The sequence below is a fragment of the Catenuloplanes japonicus genome, assembly GCF_000717135.1.
Classification (GTDB): Bacteria; Actinomycetota; Actinomycetes; order Mycobacteriales; family Micromonosporaceae; genus Catenuloplanes; species Catenuloplanes japonicus.
The window spans coordinates 103,772-118,686 of sequence record NZ_JNXY01000027.1 but is presented as its reverse complement, the minus strand read 5'-3'; the positions used below and the strand labels follow the sequence as shown (position 1 = coordinate 118,686).

General features: G+C 72.1%; 16 protein-coding genes. 12 read left to right on the top strand and 4 right to left on the bottom strand.

All coding sequences use genetic code 11. The features are described from left to right. Nucleotides 1-4 precede the first annotated feature (4 nt). Genes OP04_RS33395 through OP04_RS33385 form a run of 3 tightly spaced genes read left to right on the top strand, consistent with a single transcriptional unit; the run spans nt 5 to nt 2,405 of the window. The gene (locus tag OP04_RS33395; protein WP_033343903.1) at nt 5-724 is read left to right on the top strand and encodes a hypothetical protein; all 720 of its coding nucleotides are present in this window, start codon (nt 5-7) and stop codon (nt 722-724) included. 19 nt (nt 725-743) lie between these two features. After that, the gene (locus tag OP04_RS33390) at nt 744-1,652 is read left to right on the top strand and encodes an ABC transporter ATP-binding protein (protein WP_033343902.1); all 909 of its coding nucleotides are present in this window, start codon (nt 744-746) and stop codon (nt 1,650-1,652) included. 9 nt (nt 1,653-1,661) lie between these two features. Continuing rightward, nucleotides 1,662-2,405, top strand: a complete 744-nt coding sequence (locus tag OP04_RS33385; protein ID WP_033343901.1) for an ABC transporter permease — start codon at nt 1,662-1,664, stop codon at nt 2,403-2,405. A 650-nt stretch (nt 2,406-3,055) separates the two neighbouring features. Here the strand turns inward: OP04_RS33385 and OP04_RS33380 are convergent. Together OP04_RS33380 and OP04_RS33375 are read right to left on the bottom strand one after the other, a co-directional pair. Further along, the gene (locus tag OP04_RS33380) at nt 3,056-3,625 is read right to left on the bottom strand and encodes a DUF3515 family protein (protein WP_033343900.1); all 570 of its coding nucleotides are present in this window, start codon (nt 3,623-3,625) and stop codon (nt 3,056-3,058) included. A gap of 1 nt (nt 3,626) precedes the next feature. Next, nucleotides 3,627-3,860 carry an Lrp/AsnC ligand binding domain-containing protein gene (locus OP04_RS33375; RefSeq protein WP_033343899.1) on the bottom strand — a complete coding sequence of 78 codons (234 nt, stop codon included), beginning with the start codon at nt 3,858-3,860 and terminating at the stop codon, nt 3,627-3,629. Between the two features lie 87 nt (nt 3,861-3,947). On the opposite strand from OP04_RS33375, the gene OP04_RS33370 reads away from it, so the two are divergent. From OP04_RS33370 to OP04_RS33355, 4 genes are all read left to right on the top strand, one after another. Beyond that, nucleotides 3,948-4,901: a thiamine-phosphate kinase gene (locus OP04_RS33370; protein WP_033343972.1), complete on the top strand. Its 954-nt coding sequence runs from the start codon at nt 3,948-3,950 to the stop codon at nt 4,899-4,901. Beyond that, on the top strand, nt 4,862-5,602 hold the full coding sequence (locus OP04_RS33365; protein ID WP_157240711.1) for a hypothetical protein: 741 nt from the start codon (nt 4,862-4,864) through the stop codon (nt 5,600-5,602). The genes OP04_RS33370 and OP04_RS33365 overlap by 40 nt, the downstream gene beginning before the upstream one ends. A gap of 127 nt (nt 5,603-5,729) precedes the next feature. Beyond that, on the top strand, nt 5,730-6,137 hold the full coding sequence (locus OP04_RS33360; protein WP_157240719.1) for a GNAT family N-acetyltransferase: 408 nt from the start codon (nt 5,730-5,732) through the stop codon (nt 6,135-6,137). Nucleotides 6,138-6,174: 37 nt separating this feature from the next. Then, nucleotides 6,175-6,969 carry a chitosanase gene (locus OP04_RS33355; protein ID WP_269746723.1) on the top strand — a complete coding sequence of 265 codons (795 nt, stop codon included), beginning with the start codon at nt 6,175-6,177 and terminating at the stop codon, nt 6,967-6,969. Nucleotides 6,970-6,973: 4 nt separating this feature from the next. Here the strand turns inward: OP04_RS33355 and OP04_RS33350 are convergent, their stop codons facing one another. After that, nucleotides 6,974-9,172 (bottom strand): PAS domain S-box protein, encoded by a 2,199-nt coding sequence (locus OP04_RS33350; RefSeq protein WP_085066963.1) that lies wholly within the window; start codon nt 9,170-9,172, stop codon nt 6,974-6,976. A 114-nt stretch (nt 9,173-9,286) separates the two neighbouring features. Further along, the gene (gene rpmB, locus OP04_RS33345) at nt 9,287-9,478 is read right to left on the bottom strand and encodes a 50S ribosomal protein L28 (protein ID WP_033343896.1); all 192 of its coding nucleotides are present in this window, start codon (nt 9,476-9,478) and stop codon (nt 9,287-9,289) included. 209 nt (nt 9,479-9,687) lie between these two features. On the opposite strand from rpmB, the gene OP04_RS33340 reads away from it, so the two are divergent. Genes OP04_RS33340 through coaD form a run of 5 tightly spaced genes read left to right on the top strand, consistent with a single transcriptional unit; the run spans nt 9,688 to nt 14,870 of the window. Next, entirely contained in the window at nt 9,688-11,292 is a 1,605-nt protein-coding gene (locus OP04_RS33340) for a DAK2 domain-containing protein (RefSeq protein ID WP_033343895.1), read from the top strand. Between the two features lie 4 nt (nt 11,293-11,296). Then, entirely contained in the window at nt 11,297-13,480 is a 2,184-nt protein-coding gene (gene recG / locus OP04_RS33335) for an ATP-dependent DNA helicase RecG (protein WP_033343894.1), read from the top strand. A gap of 6 nt (nt 13,481-13,486) precedes the next feature. After that, nucleotides 13,487-13,825: a DUF952 domain-containing protein gene (locus OP04_RS33330; RefSeq protein WP_033343893.1), complete on the top strand. Its 339-nt coding sequence runs from the start codon at nt 13,487-13,489 to the stop codon at nt 13,823-13,825. Further along, entirely contained in the window at nt 13,822-14,385 is a 564-nt protein-coding gene (gene rsmD / locus OP04_RS33325) for a 16S rRNA (guanine(966)-N(2))-methyltransferase RsmD (RefSeq protein WP_033343892.1), read from the top strand. Before OP04_RS33330 ends, rsmD begins: the two co-directional genes overlap by 4 nt. After that, a complete protein-coding gene (gene coaD / locus OP04_RS33320; protein ID WP_033343891.1) occupies nt 14,382-14,870 on the top strand; it encodes a pantetheine-phosphate adenylyltransferase in 489 nt (162 codons plus the stop codon). Before rsmD ends, coaD begins: the two co-directional genes overlap by 4 nt. Nucleotides 14,871-14,915: the final 45 nt, after the last annotated feature.

Below are 14,915 nucleotides of genomic sequence, written 5' to 3'. Positions count from 1 at the left end.
TCCGATGAACCGTCACCCCGGCGTCACCGCCGTCCTCGTCCGGCGCATGGCCCGCCACATGGTCCCGATGGTCTCGATGTACTGGGCGATCATGCTGCTCGTCTACGTGAGCGTGATCAGCCTGATCGCGATCCTCGACACGCTCGAGCACAGCATGTGGCAGTCCATCGGCGGGCCGCCGCCGCGCTACTGGCTGCTCTCGATGGGCATCGTCACCGTGCTGCAGGGCCGCGTCTACGTGTCCCTGGGCGTCACCCGGCGGCAGCTCGGCGAGGCCTACCTGACGCTCTACGTGCTGATGGCACTGCTGTTCGCCACGGTCTACACGATCGGGTTCGCCCCGGAGTACGCGATCTACGCGGCCGGCGGTGTGCTGGACCACCTGGCCGAGCCGTACCCGTCCGCCGGCTTCCGCACGTTCATCAGCGCGGTCGTGGTCAACCTGGCCCACCTGGTCGCCGGCGCGCTGATCGGCATCGGCTTCTACCGCTACCGCGTGTGGGGCGGGCTGCTGATCATCCCGGTCGCGGTCGTGCCGGCGGTCGCGGTCGAGGTCGCGTTCGGCACGCGCTGGGCCGGCGAGGGCATCAACACGCTGCTCGGCCTGCCGGTGGCGTCGCTGCCGGTCGGCCTCGCCGTCGCCGCCGCGATCCTCGCGGTCCTGGTGGCGGGCACCTACCGGACGTACCGCACCATGCCCATCCGCGCCGCCGCGACCCGCTGACCACCCCCTGGAGGCTGTCATGTCCGTCATCGAACTGCGCAACCTGACCAAGCGGTACGGGGACACCGTCGCCGTACGGGACGTCTCGCTCACCGTCGAGGCCGGCGAGATCTTCGGCATCATCGGGCCCAACGGCGCCGGCAAGACCACCACGGTCGAGATGGCCGCGGGACTGCGCCGCCCGGACGGCGGCACGGTCCGCGTACTCGGCCTCGACCCGCGCACCGACGGGCGGGACCTGCGCCGCGAGGTCGGCATGCAGCTGCAGGAGGCCGCGCTGCCGGACAAGATCCGGGTCGGCGAGGCGATGCGGCTCTACGCCTCGTTCTACCCGCGCCCCGCGGACTGGCGCGAGCTGCTCGACGTGCTCGGCCTCGGTGAGAAGCAGAACACCGCGTTCGCCAAGCTCTCCGGCGGGCAGAAGCAGCGGCTCTCCATCGCGCTCGCGCTGATCGGCAACCCGCGGGTGGCGTTCCTCGACGAGCTGACCACCGGACTGGACCCGGCGGCCCGGCGCGAGACCTGGGACCTGATCGAGTCGGTCCGCAACCGCGGCGTCACCGTGGTGCTGGTCAGCCACTTCATGGAGGAGGTGGACCGGCTCTGCGACCGGATCGCGATCATCGAGGGCGGCCGCGTGCTCGCGGTCGACTCGCCGGCCGGGCTGATCGGCGCCGCGACGGCGGAACAGCGGATCCGGTTCGTACCGGAGACGCCGCTGCCCGCGGGCTTCCTGTCGGACGAGCCCGGCGTCACGGTCGACGCGTCCGGCCGGGCCGTCGTGGTCACCGGCGCCGGCGACCTGCTCTTCACGGTGGTGTCCGCGCTGGCCTCGGCCGGGATCCGTCCCCGCGAGCTGCGCATGGACCAGACCACGCTCGACGACGCCTTCCTCACCCTGACCGGCCGCGCTCTGGACGAGAACTGAGGTATTGCCATGCGACCGATAACCGCGCTCACCGTCTCCGAGGGCAGGCTCTTCCTGCGCGACGGCCTGTCCGTCTCCATGGGTCTGCTGTTCCCGTCGCTCCTGCTCGTCGTGCTCGGCAGCGCACTGCCCGGCTTCCGCGAGGCCGACCCGGACATGGGCGGCCTCCGCCCGATCGACGTCTACGTGCCGATCGTGGTCGCGATGGCGCTGGCCAACATCGCGATCACCACGCTCCCCACCCACCTCGCCACCCACCGCGAGCGCGGCGTGCTCCGGCGGATGGCCACCACCCCCGCCGGCCCCGGCCCGCTGCTCGGCGCGCAGCTCATCGTCAACGTGATCGCCATGCTGGTCTCGGTCGGCATCGCGATCACGCTGGGCGTGACCGTGCTCGGCGTACCGCTGCCGGAGTCCGTGTTCGCGTTCGCCGGCGTGCTGCTCCTGGCCACGCTCGCGATGTTCGCCATCGGACTGCTGCTCTCCGCCGTCACCCCCACCGCCAAGGCCGCGAGCGGCGCCGGGATGCTCGTCTACTTCCCGATGCTGTTCTTCGCCGGCGTCTGGACGCCCGGCCCCACCATGCCCGAGACGGTGCGCCGCATCGCGGAGTTCACGCCGCTCGGCGCCGCCTCCCAGGCCCTCTCCGACGCGTGGTCCGGCGCGAGCGTGGCACCGCTGTCCCTCGCGGTCATGGCCGGCTACGCGATCGCGATCTCCCTGCTCGCCGCGCGCCTGTTCCGCTGGTCCTGAGCTTGTGGCCACCCGGGTCACGGCCGATTCGGCGGTATCGTCACGGCCGTGACCAGCCCACGGAAGCCCCGGGTCGCCGTCGCGTCCGGCATCCCGGTCGGCCCCTACGCGGTGCTGCGCCCCGGCGCGACGCTCACCGACGCCGCACGAAACCCAGCCACGGATCCCGGTCCAGCGCAGCTGAAAAGGTGTTGGATCCTGCCCCGGAGCCGGAGCGCTCCCGCCGGAGGCCCGCCGGAGGCACAGAACAGCAACCAGCCCACCCAGCGCAACCAATAACATGAAATTCCGGGCGCGGCAGCGCCCGATTACTACGCAACCGCGACCGCGGCAGGGACGTGAGCACAGCGGTGGCCGCGGCTCGCCGGAACCACGGCGAAACCGGCTCCGATGCGGCGTGCGGAGCGCAGGCGGAGCCCGCCGCGAGGTTTGCCCGCGGGAGCAACGCTGCCGGACCACGCTGGAAGCGGGAATGTCGGGGTCTGGGGTCGTCCCCAGGTTGGTTCGAGCGCCTGCGGGAGCAACGCTGCTGGGACCATGCTGGAAGCGGGAATGTCGGGGTCTGGGGTCGTCCCCAGGCTGGCCCGAGCGCCCGCCGGAGCGACCCCCGCCAGCCACCTGAAAAGCGGGAACATCCGCTTTCGAGAGGCCTACCCCGTGCAGCCCGTAGGCACCGTGTCCTTGGCGAAAAGGGTGGAAAGGACGGTCGCGGAGAACTCGGTCGTCCACTGCCCCGGGGAGTCGTAGGACTTCGGGACCGTGACGCTGACCGGGACCTGTCGGTCCACCGTGGTCCAGGTGGTCCCGTCGGGTGTCTCCGTCGCGTGCCAGCAGACCTGGTTCAGCGGATAGACGATGTCCGTGGCGAGGAACGACGGCTGTTCGCCCCCGCAGGACACCGTGATCGCCGGATCGCCGTAGGCCGCGTTCTGCTCGGGGCCGGCCGACACCGGCCGCTGCCGCAGATCACGGACGGTCAGCGGCAACTGTGACGTGAGCGCGCGGCACGCGGTCAGCACGTCCCCGGCCAGCGCGGGCGCGGCCATCTCGACCGGCACGGTCGACGCGGGCTGCGGGCCGGACGACGACGGCGCGGCCGCGGGGACGGCGCCGGGGAGCGAGGACAGCGCGACGAAGGCGACGGCGAGCGCCGCGGGCACCGCTATGACGGTGGCCCACAGCGCTGCCGTGCGGGTAGTACGGTCTTTCTCGGCGGGCATGTTAGAGCCGCACCACCGAGCACGTGACGGTCCGGGTGATTCCCGGCACCAGCTGGACCTTGCTCACCACGATTTTCCCGAGTTCGTCCACCGTGCCGGCCTCTGTGAGCACCACCACGTCGTAGGGGCCCACGACCGCGTCGACCCTGATTACGCCGGATATGTTGCTGATCTGCGCGGCCACGTCACGCGCGCGTCCGACCTCCGTCTGGATGAGGATGTACGCCTGGACCACGACACGACTCCTATCCGCCGCCGCCGGCGGCTCGATTGGTGAAACTACCGTACGGAAGTGCAGGTCGGTGTGCAGGAGGAGCGCAGGGTGACGGAGTCAAGGACAGTGGCGACGACCGGCGAGTTCGGTCTGATCGCCCGGGTCACCGCGCGACTCACGGCCGGTCCGACCTGCCTGCTGGGACCGGGGGACGACGCGGCACTGGTCGCGGCCCCGGACGGCAGGGTGGTCGCGTCGACGGACGTGCTGGTCGACGGCCGTCACTTCCGCCGGGACTGGGGCAGCGGCAACGACATCGGGCACCGCGCCGCGGCCGCGAACCTGGCGGACATCGCGGCGATGGGGGCCTATCCGACCGCGCTGCTGGTCGCGTTGTGCGCGCCGCCGGATCTGGAGGCGTCCTGGGCCGAGGAGCTCGCGGACGGGCTGTCCGAGGAGGCCGGGCAGGTCGGTGCCAGCGTGGTCGGCGGCGACATGTCGGCCAGCCCGACGCTCACGATCGCGGTCACCGCGCTCGGCGACATGCACGGTCTGCAGCCGGTGCTGCGCAGTGGCGCGCGGCCGGGTGACCAGGTCGCGATAGCGGGCCGGGTCGGGTACGCCGGGGCCGGCTACAACGTGCTGTCGCGTGGGTTCCGGACGCCGAAGGTGCTGGTGGACGCGTACCGGCGGCCGCAGGTGCCGTACGCGCAGGGTCCGATCGCGAACCGGCTCGGTGCCACCTCGATGATCGACATCTCGGACGGGTTGCTGTCCGACCTCGGGCACATCGCGAAGGCCAGCAAGGTCGCGATCGACCTGTGGCGGGACGCGTTCGACGTGCCGGACCAGATGCGGGACGCGGCCACCGCGCTCGGCGTCGACCCGTACACGTGGGTGTTCGGCGGCGGTGACGACCATCCGCTCTGTGCGACGTTCCCGCCGGGCGTGGCGCTGCCGGAGCCGTGGCAGCGGATCGGGACGGTGGGTGAGGGCACGGGCGTGACCGTCGACTCCCAGGCGTGGACCGGCCGGACCGGCTGGGACCACTTCAAGGGCTGACCGTGGACCTGGAGGAGTTGCTGCTGACCGCGCTGGATCCGGACGCGGACGAGCGGCTGAGCGCCGTGGTGGAGCTGCCGATCGGCAGCGGCGACCTCGACGAGGAGCAGCTCGAGCGCGTGGTGGCGACGCTGATCGCGCTGACCGAGGACCCGGATCCGGACGTGCGGGACTGGGCCACGTTCGGCCTCGGCTGTCAGCTCGACTACGACTCGCCGGCGCTGCGGGCCGCGCTGTGGGCGCGGGTCGGGGACCGGGGCGGGCACACCGGTGACGAGGCGGTCTTCGGTCTCGCCCGGCGGCGGGACCCGCTGGCGGCCGCGATGGTCGCTGAGGTGCTGGAGGAGCCGCAGGTCGCGCCGCTGTTCTTCCAGGCCGCCGCGTACCTGCGGGATCTGGGCCTGGTGGACCTGCTGCTGAGGTTCCACGACGAGGACTCGGACGAGGACGACCATGTGCGCGTCGCGCTGCGCGAGTGCGATCCGGAGCAGCGTGCGGCGCGGGACGACTTCGTGCTCCGGCTGATGGACCTGATCTTCGCGCGGGCGGCCGGGTACGACCCGGTCTTCTACTGCGAGAAGCTGAGCCTGGACATCACGCTGGCGACCGTCAAGCCGCTGGTGTGGGACGTCGAGGCGCTGCGCCGGATCAGCGGCGGCGATCCGGAGAAGGCCGCGGCCCGTGTGCTCGCACGGCTCTGACCAGGGTATCCGGGATCTCATTTCCCGCCCGGCCTCTGGGCGTGAGCGTGCGGTGGTCGTACCCTCTCGCACTGTGAAGGATTTTGAGGTGCGGTCGGTGGGGTACGACGATGCCGTGGCGCAGACCATGGTGCGGGCGGCGCTCGCCGAGATGGCCGCCCGGTACGGCGGCACCGGCGACGACACCCCGATGGACCCGGCCGAGTTCGTCCCGCCGCACGGTGACTTCCTGGTCGCGTTCCTGGACGGCGAGCCGGTCGCGGGCGCGGGCTGGCGTGCGCACGGCGACGAGGACGCGGAGCTGAAGCGGATGTTCACGTCCGCGGCCGTGCGCGGGCGCGGGATCGGCCGGACGGTGCTCGGCGCGGTCGAGGAGTCGGCGCGGGCGCAGGGCCGCAAACGCGTCATCCTCGAACTGGGCGATCTCCAGCCGGAGGCGATCGCGATGTATCACGCTTGTGGGTATGAGCGGATCGCGAACTACGGGTACTACCGGGACGAGCCGGGCTGCCTCTCCTTCGCTCGCGTCCTCTAGGCGCGCGGCGCTGGCGCTGCTGATCGTCGCGGTGCTGGTGGCCACGGTCGCTTTCGCCCTGGTCAACCGGGGTGAGCGCGGGCCGGGCCTGATGATGAAGGCGGCCGTGAAGCCGGCTCCGCGAAATCTGGACGACCCCGCGAAGAAGGACATCGCGATGCGGCTGGTGTCCAGCGCGGAGAACTCGTCGCTGGACTGGCGGGCGCAGTACGGCTACATCGAGGACATCGGGGACGGGCGGGGCTACACCGCCGGGATCGTCGGCTTCACGTCCGGGACCGGCGACCTGCTGCAGGTGGTGCGGCGCTACACGTCGGCGTTCCCGGGCAACGGGCTGGCGCGGTACCTGCCGGCGCTGCAACGCGTGGACGGGACCGCCTCGCACGCGGGCCTCGACCCGGGCTTCCCGGCCGCCTGGCGTGCGGCGGCCACGGATCAGGTGCTGCGCAGCACGCAGGACGGCGAGCGGGACCGCGTCTACTTCAACCCGGCCGTGGGCCAGGCGAAGAAGGACGGGCTGCGGGCGCTGGGCCAGTTCGTCTACTACGACGCGATGGTGATGCACGGGCCGGGCGCGGACGCGGTGAGCTTCGGCGGGATCCGGGCCACGGCGATGCGCCGGGCGAAGACGCCGGCCCAGGGCGGTGGCGAGGTGGCGTACCTGCACGCGTTCCTGGACGCGCGCACGGCCGCGATGCGCACCGAGGCCGCGCACGAGGACACCAGCAGGGTCGACACCGCGCAGCGCGTCTTCCTGAGGGCCGGCAACCTGGACCTGAACCCGCCGCTGCGGTGGAGCGTCTACGGTGACCGCTTCGCCATCGCGAAGTAGCGGCTCAGACCGAGACGGACAGCATGTTCTCCACCGCGGTGATCAGCTCGGCCTTGCGGAACGGCTTCTGCAGCAGGACCGTGTCCGGGTCGAGCGTGCCCTTCTCCGCCAGCACCGGCGCGGCGTAGCCGGACATGAACAGCACCGGCACGTTGTCGCGGAACTCGCGCAGCTGCTCGGCCAGCTGGGTGCCGGACATCTCCGGCATCATGATGTCGGTGATCAGCAGGTCGATCCGGCCGGTGTGGGTGCGCGCCCGGTCGAGCGCCTCCGGCCCGTCCGCGGCCACGATCACGTCGTAGCCGGACTTGCCGAGCATGCGGCGGACGACCTCGCGCAGGTCCGCCTCGTCGTCGACGACCAGGATCGTGCGGCGGCCGTCGTCGGACTCCACGCTGCCGGGCGCGGGGTCGTCGGTGCCGCGGCGCGGTTCCGGCACGTCCTCGGCCGGCAGCATGATCACGACGGTGGTGCCGCGGCCCGGCTCGGACGAGATGTTGATCTCGCCACCGGCCGCGGTGACCATGCCGTGCGCCACGGCCAGGCCCATGCCGCTGACGACGGCCGGGTCCTTCGTGGTGAAGAACGGCTCGAACGCGCGCTCCAGCACCTCCGGCGGCATGCCGGTACCGGTGTCGGTGACCCTGATCTTGACGTAGCGGGCGGCCCGCGTGCCGGGGGCGCTGCGGGTGCACGGCTCGGCCGTGATGCTGAGGCGGCCGCCGTGCGGCATCGCGTCGCGCGCGTTCAGCGCCAGGTTGACCAGCGTCTGCTCCAGCTGGCCCGGGTCGACGACCACGGACGGGAGGTCCTGGTGGGCGTTGGTCGTGATGGTGATGTCGTCACCGAGCGAGTGGCTTAACAGGGCATAGACATCCGCGACGGTACGGGAGATGTCGTGCCGCACCGGCCGGGCCACCTCGCGCCGGCCGAAGGCGAGCAGCTGCCGGGCGTACTCGCTGGCCCGGTCCACGGTCTTGCGGATCTGCGCGATGTCGGTCAGCGCCTCGCGGACGCTGGAGCCGGTGATCGGGTTGCTCAGCTCCTCCGCCACGAATCCGGCGTGCGAGTCGATGATGGCCAGCAGATTGTTGAAGTGGTGCGCGACGCCGCCGGCGAGCTGGCCCACGCTCTCCAGCCGCAGCGCCGCGTTCAGCTCCTGCTGCAGGCGGATGCGCTCGCCCTCGGCCGCGTTCCGCTCCGTGGTGTCCACGACGGTGGCGGAGATCAGCGTCTCCGAGCCCACGTCGATCGAGGAGAGCGAGACCTCGGCCGGGAAGCGGGAGCCGTCCTTGCGTACCCCCTGGAGGCTCTGGTCCTGCTCCGGCGCGCGCGGGATGAGCCGCTCGACCGGCAGGCCCAGCACCTCCTCCGCGCCGTAGCCGAAGAGTCGTTCGGTCTCCGGGTTCACGAAGCGGATCAGGCCGTCCTCGCCGATGCCGATGATCCCTATCGGCAACGCGTTCAGCAGGCCGCGGAACATGCTCTGCGCGCGGTTCGTCTCGCCGATGTCCCGGGAGAAGCCGGCCGCGCCGATGATGTGGCCCTGTGCGTCCGCGATCGGGGAGATGGTGGCCGCGACCGTGAGCAGGTGCCCGTCCTTGTGCCGGCGGGTGGCGGAGAACATCTCCACGTGGCTGCCGGCGATGGTACGGCGGAACCGCTCCTCCTCCAGCTCCAGCCCGTCCGGCGGGAACAGCACGCTGCGCGGGCGGCCCAGCATCTCCGCCGCGGTGTAGCCGTAGAGGCGCTCGGCCGCGGGGTTCCAGATCGTGATCATGCCGTCCCGGTCGGCCGCCATGATCGCGTCGTGCGACGAGCGGACCAGCGCGCCGACCAGGTTGATCGCGCCGGCCAGCTTGTCCTCCGTGCTGAGCCGGCGGATCGCGGCCGTGATGGTGAGCCCGTGCTCCTCCATGCTGTGCCAGACCGTGACCAGCGCGGGGAAGACCGAGCCGTCCGCGCAGCGGCAGCTCAGCTCGAAGCGGGAGGAGCCGTCGCCGATCGCGGCGCCGAGGTCGTGCCCGGGGCCGGTGAGCAGCCCGCCGGGTTCCGGGATCACCTCCTCGACCGGCCGGCCGAAGAGATCCTCCGGGCGGTACCCGAGGAGCGTCTGTGCGCCGTCGCCGGCGTCGGTGATCCGGCCGTCGAACGAGAGCGACAGCACGGCCTCATCGCCGCCTGGATCGGTGGTCCTTCCCATCTGCACCCCCTTCTCAGAGTAGGGAGCGGGGCGGGCCACCGGGGGCGAATGCCCTACATGCGCACGTACGCCCTGCCGCGGAAGCGGCAGGGCGTACGCACGAAGCGCTTGAAATCAGGCCCGGGTGACCTTGCCGGCCTTGATGCACGAGGTGCAGGCCTGGACCTTGCGGGTGTTGCCGCCACCGGCGGGGGTGCGCACCGTCTGGATGTTCGGGTTCCAGCGGCGGTTGGTCCGCCGGTGCGAGTGGGACACGTTGTGGCCGAAGCCCGGCCCCTTGCCACAGACGTCGCAGACGCTAGCCACGGAAGTCTCCTGCTGTCGATCGAAACGATGCTCAGTACATGAACGAGTCATATACAAGTCCCGCGGCGCGGGCCGCAGACATGAGGTCACCCGCGCACTAGGCCTAGGCAACCCGACCAGGCTACCCGACGCGGGTCCCGACCAGCGAATCGGGTCGGAGGGACCTTCCTGAGCGCGAAAGTGTCGGGGGACGACTATAGGCTTTTTCCGTGCTGGACACCCTGGATGCGACGGTCGTGCGCCGCTGGAGCGGCGCCGGGCTGAGCGCGTTGCGGGCACACCAGCGCGAGATCGACGAGCTGAACGTCTATCCCGTCCCCGACGGCGACACCGGCACCAACCTGGTGCTCACGCTCACCTCCGCGCAGCGCGCGCTCGCGCTCGACCTGGACAACTCGGCCGAGGCCGGCCGCACCGCGCACGGTCACGCGCTGCACCTGCTGGCCCGCGGCGCGCTGCTCGGCGCGCGCGGCAACTCCGGCGTGATCATCTCGCAGGTGCTGCGCGGCCTGGCCGACTCGCTGGCCGAGGTGCCCGAGGTGCGCGGCCGGCACCTGGCGGCGGCGCTGCGGGCGGCCACCGCGGCGGCCTACTCGGCCGTGGCCGAGCCGGTCGAGGGCACGGTGCTGTCCGTGCTGTCCGCGGCCGCGGAGGGCGCGTCCCGTGCGGATACCGACGATGTGGGCGTGGTGGCGCACGCCGCCTCGGCGGCCGCGACCGTGGCGCTGGCCCGCACGCCGGAGCAGCTGCCGGTGCTGGCCCGCGCCGGGGTGGTCGACGCCGGCGGCCGCGGCCTGTGCCTGCTGCTGGAGGCGCTGGTCGAGTCGTTCAGCGGCGAGCCCGGCCCGCCCGACGAGCAGCCGCTGCCGCCCGAGCCGGTCCCGCGCAGGGCCGCGATGCCCCGGGAGACCGGCTCGCCCGACTTCGCCTACGAGGTGCAGTACCTGCTGGACGCGCCGGACGACGCGGTCGACGAGCTCACGCGCGCGCTGCGCGACCTCGGTGACTCGCTGGTCGTGGTCGGCTCCGGCGGCCATCCACCGGTCTGGCACGTGCACGTCCACGTCAACGACGTGGGTGCCGCCATCGAGGCCGGCGTGGTCGCGGGCCGCCCGCACCAGATCTCCGTCACCCGGTTCGCCGACCACCTGCCGCACCCGCCCGCGGCCCCGGCCCGCGCGGCCGTCGTGATGGCGGACGGGCCGGGTCTGGCCGCGCTCTACACCGGCGAGGGCGCGATCGTGGTCGGCGCGAGCCCGTCGCCGCGCGAGCTGCTGGAGGCGATCGCGGCCAGCGGCGCCGCCGAGATCGTGCTCCTGCCGAACGACGGCGACAACCGCGCCGTCGCGGTCGCGGCGGCCCGCGAGGCGAACGGGCCGCGGGTCAGCGTGGTGCCGGCCCGCTCGCCGGTGCAGACGCTGGCCGCGCTCGCGGTGCGCGACGACGCCCGCAGCTTCGAGGACGACGTGATCGCGATGGCCGAGGCGGCCGGTGCCTGCCGCTGGGCCGAGGTCACCCGCGCCAGCCGCGAGGCGCTGACCATGGCCGGCCGCTGCCGGGCCGGCGACGCGCTCGGCCTGATCGAGGGCGAGGTCGCGCTGATCGGCGCGGAGCTCACCGACGTCGGCACGGAGCTGCTCGACCGGCTGCTCGGCGGCGGCGGCGAGCTGGTCACGCTGCTCTTCGGCGCCGATGCGCCGGCCGGGCTGGAGCCGGAGCTGCGCGCCCACCTGGCGGCCCGGTGGCCGTTCGTGGAGGCGCGCGGCTACGACGGCGGCCAGCCCGTCTATCCCCTGCTGATCGGCGTGGAGTGAACGCATGACGGAGACGGCCGTCACGGTCGACACCCCCCTGGAGAAGATCCTCGGCAAGACGACGGCCAAGCCGCTCGCCGAGCGGCTGGGCCTGCACACCGCGGGGGACCTGCTCTACCACTTCCCGCGGCGGCACGACCAGCGCGGCGAGCACACGGACATCCGTGGCCTGGAGGTCGGCGAGGACGTCACGATCATGGCCCAGGTCAAGCGCGTCGAGGCGCGGCAGATGCGGCAGCGCCGCGGCCAGCTGCTGGAGGTGCTGGTCGGCGACGACACCGGCAACACGATCTCGCTGACCTTCTTCAGCCAGGCCTGGCGCCAGCGTGAGCTGCGGCCGGGCCGGTGGGGCATGTTCGCCGGCAAGGTCACCGACTTCCGCGGCAAGCGCCAGCTCAACAGCCCGGACTACATGCTCTTCGACGAGGAGACCGAGGTCGCCATCGACGACTTCGCCGGCGCGTTCATCTCGGTCTACCCGGCCGCGGCCGCGGTGCCGACCTGGACCATCGCGAAGGCGGTGGACACCATCATGGGCGTGATCACCATGCCGGAGGATCCGCTGCCCGCGGCGCTGCGCGCCGAGCACGGGCTGATGGGTCTGGACCGGGCGCTGCGCGAGATCCACAAGCCGGCGGACTGGGGTGCGCTGAAGTCCGCGCAGAAGCGGCTCAAGTGGGACGAGGCGTTCGCCGTGCAGCTGACGCTGGTCCAGCGGAAGGTGCGGGCCACCTCGCTCCCGGCCCGTCCGCGCCCGCGCCGCGACGGCGGGCTGCGTGAGCGGTTCGACGCGATCATGCCGTTCGCGCTGACCGAGGGCCAGGCCAAGGTCGGCGAGGAGATCGCGGCCGACCTCGGCACGCCGCACCCGATGCACCGGCTGCTCCAGGGCGAGGTCGGCTCCGGCAAGACGCTGGTCGCGGTGCGCGCGATGCTCCAGGTGGTGGACGCGGGCGGCCAGGCCGTGCTGCTGGCCCCGACCGAGGTGCTGGCCGCGCAGCACCACCGCGGCATCGCGGAGCTGCTCGGCCCGCTCGGCCGCGCCGGAGAGCTGGACTCCGATCCGGACGCGACCCGGCTGACGCTGGTCACCGGCTCGCTCGGGGCGAAGGCGAAACGCGCCGCGCTGGCCGAGGTCGCGTCCGGCGCCGCCGGGATCGTGGTCGGCACGCACGCGCTGCTCTACGAGGGCGTCGACTTCAAGGACCTGGGCCTGGTCGTGGTGGACGAGCAGCACCGCTTCGGCGTGGAGCAGCGCGACGCGCTCCGGGCCAAGGCCGCGCAGCCGCCGCACGTGCTGGTGATGACCGCCACCCCGATCCCGCGCACGGTCGCGATGACCGTCTTCGGCGACCTGGAGGTCTCGGTGCTCGCGCAGCTGCCGCAGGGCCGCTCGCCGATCGCCTCCCACGTCGTGCCGAATGCGGAGAAGCCCGCGTTCTTCGAGCGCGCCTGGCGGCGCATGCGCGAAGAGGTGCAGAAGGGCCATCAGGGGTACGTGGTGTGCCCCCGGATCGGCGCGGAGGACGGCGACGACGACGTGGAGCCGCCGGCGGACGGCTCCGACGCCAAACGCCCCCCGCTCGCGGTGCTGGAGGTGGCGCCGATCCTGGCGGAGGAGTTCCTCAAGGGCGTGCGGATCGGCATCCTGCACGGCAAGCTCCCGGCCGACGAGAAGGACGCGGTGATGCGCGCCTACGCGGCCGGCGACCTGGACGTGCTGATCGCCACCACCGTCATCGAGGTCGGCGTGAACGTGCCGAACGCGACCGTCATGATCGTGCTCGACGCGGACCGGTTCGGCGTCTCCCAGCTGCACCAGCTGCGCGGCCGGGTCGGCCGGGGGAGCGCGCCCGGCCTCTGCCTGCTGGTGACGGATGCGCTGGAGGGCACGCCCGCCCGGGTCCGGCTGGACGCGGTCGCCTCCACCACGGACGGTTTCGTGCTGGCCGAGCTCGACCTGGAGCAGCGGCGCGAGGGCGACGTGCTCGGTGCCGCCCAGTCCGGCCGCCGCTCCCACCTGCGGCTGCTCTCGCTGCGGAAGGACCAGGAGCTGATCGCGGAGGCGCGGGAGCGGGCGCTGGCGCTGGTCCGGGACGATCCGGACCTGGACCGCCATCCCGCGCTCGCCGCGTCCGTGGCGGCACTCGTGGACGACGAACGCGCCGAATACCTGGAGAAGGGCTGATTTTTGATGATTCTGCACTTCTGCACCGCCGACGTCTGGGCGGCAGCGCAGCGGGCCGGGGAGTACACCGCGGACACGCTGGCGACCGAGGGCTTCATCCACTGCTCCACGGCCGCGCAGGTGCACCTCCCGGCCACCGCGCTGGCCAGGGGCCGCGCCGACCTGGTGCTGCTGGAGATCGACGAGTCGCGGCTCCCGGAGGCGCCCCGGTGGGAGCCCGGTGAGGGCACGGACATGGAGTTCCCGCACGTCTACGGCCCGATCCCGGTCCACGCCGTGATCGCCGTGCATCCGTACCCACCGGAGCCCGACGGCTCCTTCGCACCGCCTGAGGGGCTCGTGTGACCAGGATCGTCGCCGGGACGCTCGGCGGGCGGCGGCTGACCGTGCCGGTCGGGTCGCACACCCGCCCCACCTCCGACCGGGTACGGGAAGCGCTGTTCAACACGCTGGAGACGCTGATCGACCTGGACGGCACGCGCGTCGCGGACCTCTACGCCGGCTCCGGCGCGGTCGGGCTGGAGGCGCTGTCCAGGGGCGCGGAGCACGTGCTGCTGGTGGAGCACGACCAGAAGGCCGGGCGGATCATCCGGAGCAACATCGCGGCGCTGGACGCGCGCGGCCGGGCCGTGCTGCAGACGGCGAAGGTGAACACCGCGCTGGCGGCCGGGCCGGGCGGGGAGCCCTACGACCTGGTGTTCGCGGATCCGCCGTACCCGATGACGGATCTTGAAGTGCTGGAGATGCTGGCCGCGCTGGTGGAGTTCGGCTGGCTCGGGGAGGACGCGATCGTGGTCGTGGAGCGTGCCAGCCGTGGAGCGGATCTTGCCTGGGTGGAGGGCATCACTGCCGTCCGCAGCCGGAAATACGGGGAGACCACGCTTTGGTACGGTCGCCGATCATGACGCGTCGTGCGGTGTGCCCCGGATCCTTCGATCCCGTGACGAACGGCCATCTCGACATCATCGGTCGGGCCAGCCGGCTCTTCGACGAGGTGATCGTCGGAGTCCTGATCAATCAGTCGAAACTCGGACTTTTCACCATCGAAGAGCGGATCGAGCTGCTCACGGAGGTGACCTCGTCCTACGGCAACGTGCGGGTGGCGTCCTTCCAGGGGCTGCTGGTCGACTTCTGCCGTACTCGGCAGGCGAACGTGGTGGTCAAGGGCCTGCGTGCGGTGAGTGACTTCGATTACGAGCTGCAGATGGCCCAGATGAACATCGGGCTGGCCGGCGTGGAGACGCTGTTCATGCCGACCAACCCGCTGTACTCGTTCCTGTCGTCCTCCCTGGTCAAGGAGGTGGCGAAGTGGGGCGGCGACGTCTCCGCGCACCTGCCGGACGAGGTGGACCGGCGACTGCAGGCCCGGTTGCGCCAGAACCGCGCGTAACGCTGAGTACCTGGCCGTCAGTAACGACATGACGACGGATCCGAC

Bases quoted from the DNA above. Each gene is read 5' to 3' on its own strand.
- OP04_RS33395 (WP_033343903.1), top strand. From the start codon at position 5: ATGAACCGTCACCCCGGCGTCACCGCCGTCCTCGTCCGGCGCATGGCC.
- OP04_RS33390 (WP_033343902.1), top strand. From the start codon at position 744: ATGTCCGTCATCGAACTGCGCAACCTGACCAAGCGGTACGGGGACACC.
- OP04_RS33385 (WP_033343901.1), top strand. From the start codon at position 1,662: ATGCGACCGATAACCGCGCTCACCGTCTCCGAGGGCAGGCTCTTCCTG.
- OP04_RS33380 (WP_033343900.1), bottom strand. From the start codon at position 3,625: ATGCCCGCCGAGAAAGACCGTACTACCCGCACGGCAGCGCTGTGGGCC.
- OP04_RS33360 (WP_157240719.1), top strand. From the start codon at position 5,730: ATGGTGCGGGCGGCGCTCGCCGAGATGGCCGCCCGGTACGGCGGCACC.
- OP04_RS33350 (WP_085066963.1), bottom strand. From the start codon at position 9,172: ATGGGAAGGACCACCGATCCAGGCGGCGATGAGGCCGTGCTGTCGCTC.
- recG (WP_033343894.1), top strand. From the start codon at position 11,297: ATGACGGAGACGGCCGTCACGGTCGACACCCCCCTGGAGAAGATCCTC.
- OP04_RS33330 (WP_033343893.1), top strand. From the start codon at position 13,487: ATGATTCTGCACTTCTGCACCGCCGACGTCTGGGCGGCAGCGCAGCGG.
- coaD (WP_033343891.1), top strand. From the start codon at position 14,382: ATGACGCGTCGTGCGGTGTGCCCCGGATCCTTCGATCCCGTGACGAAC.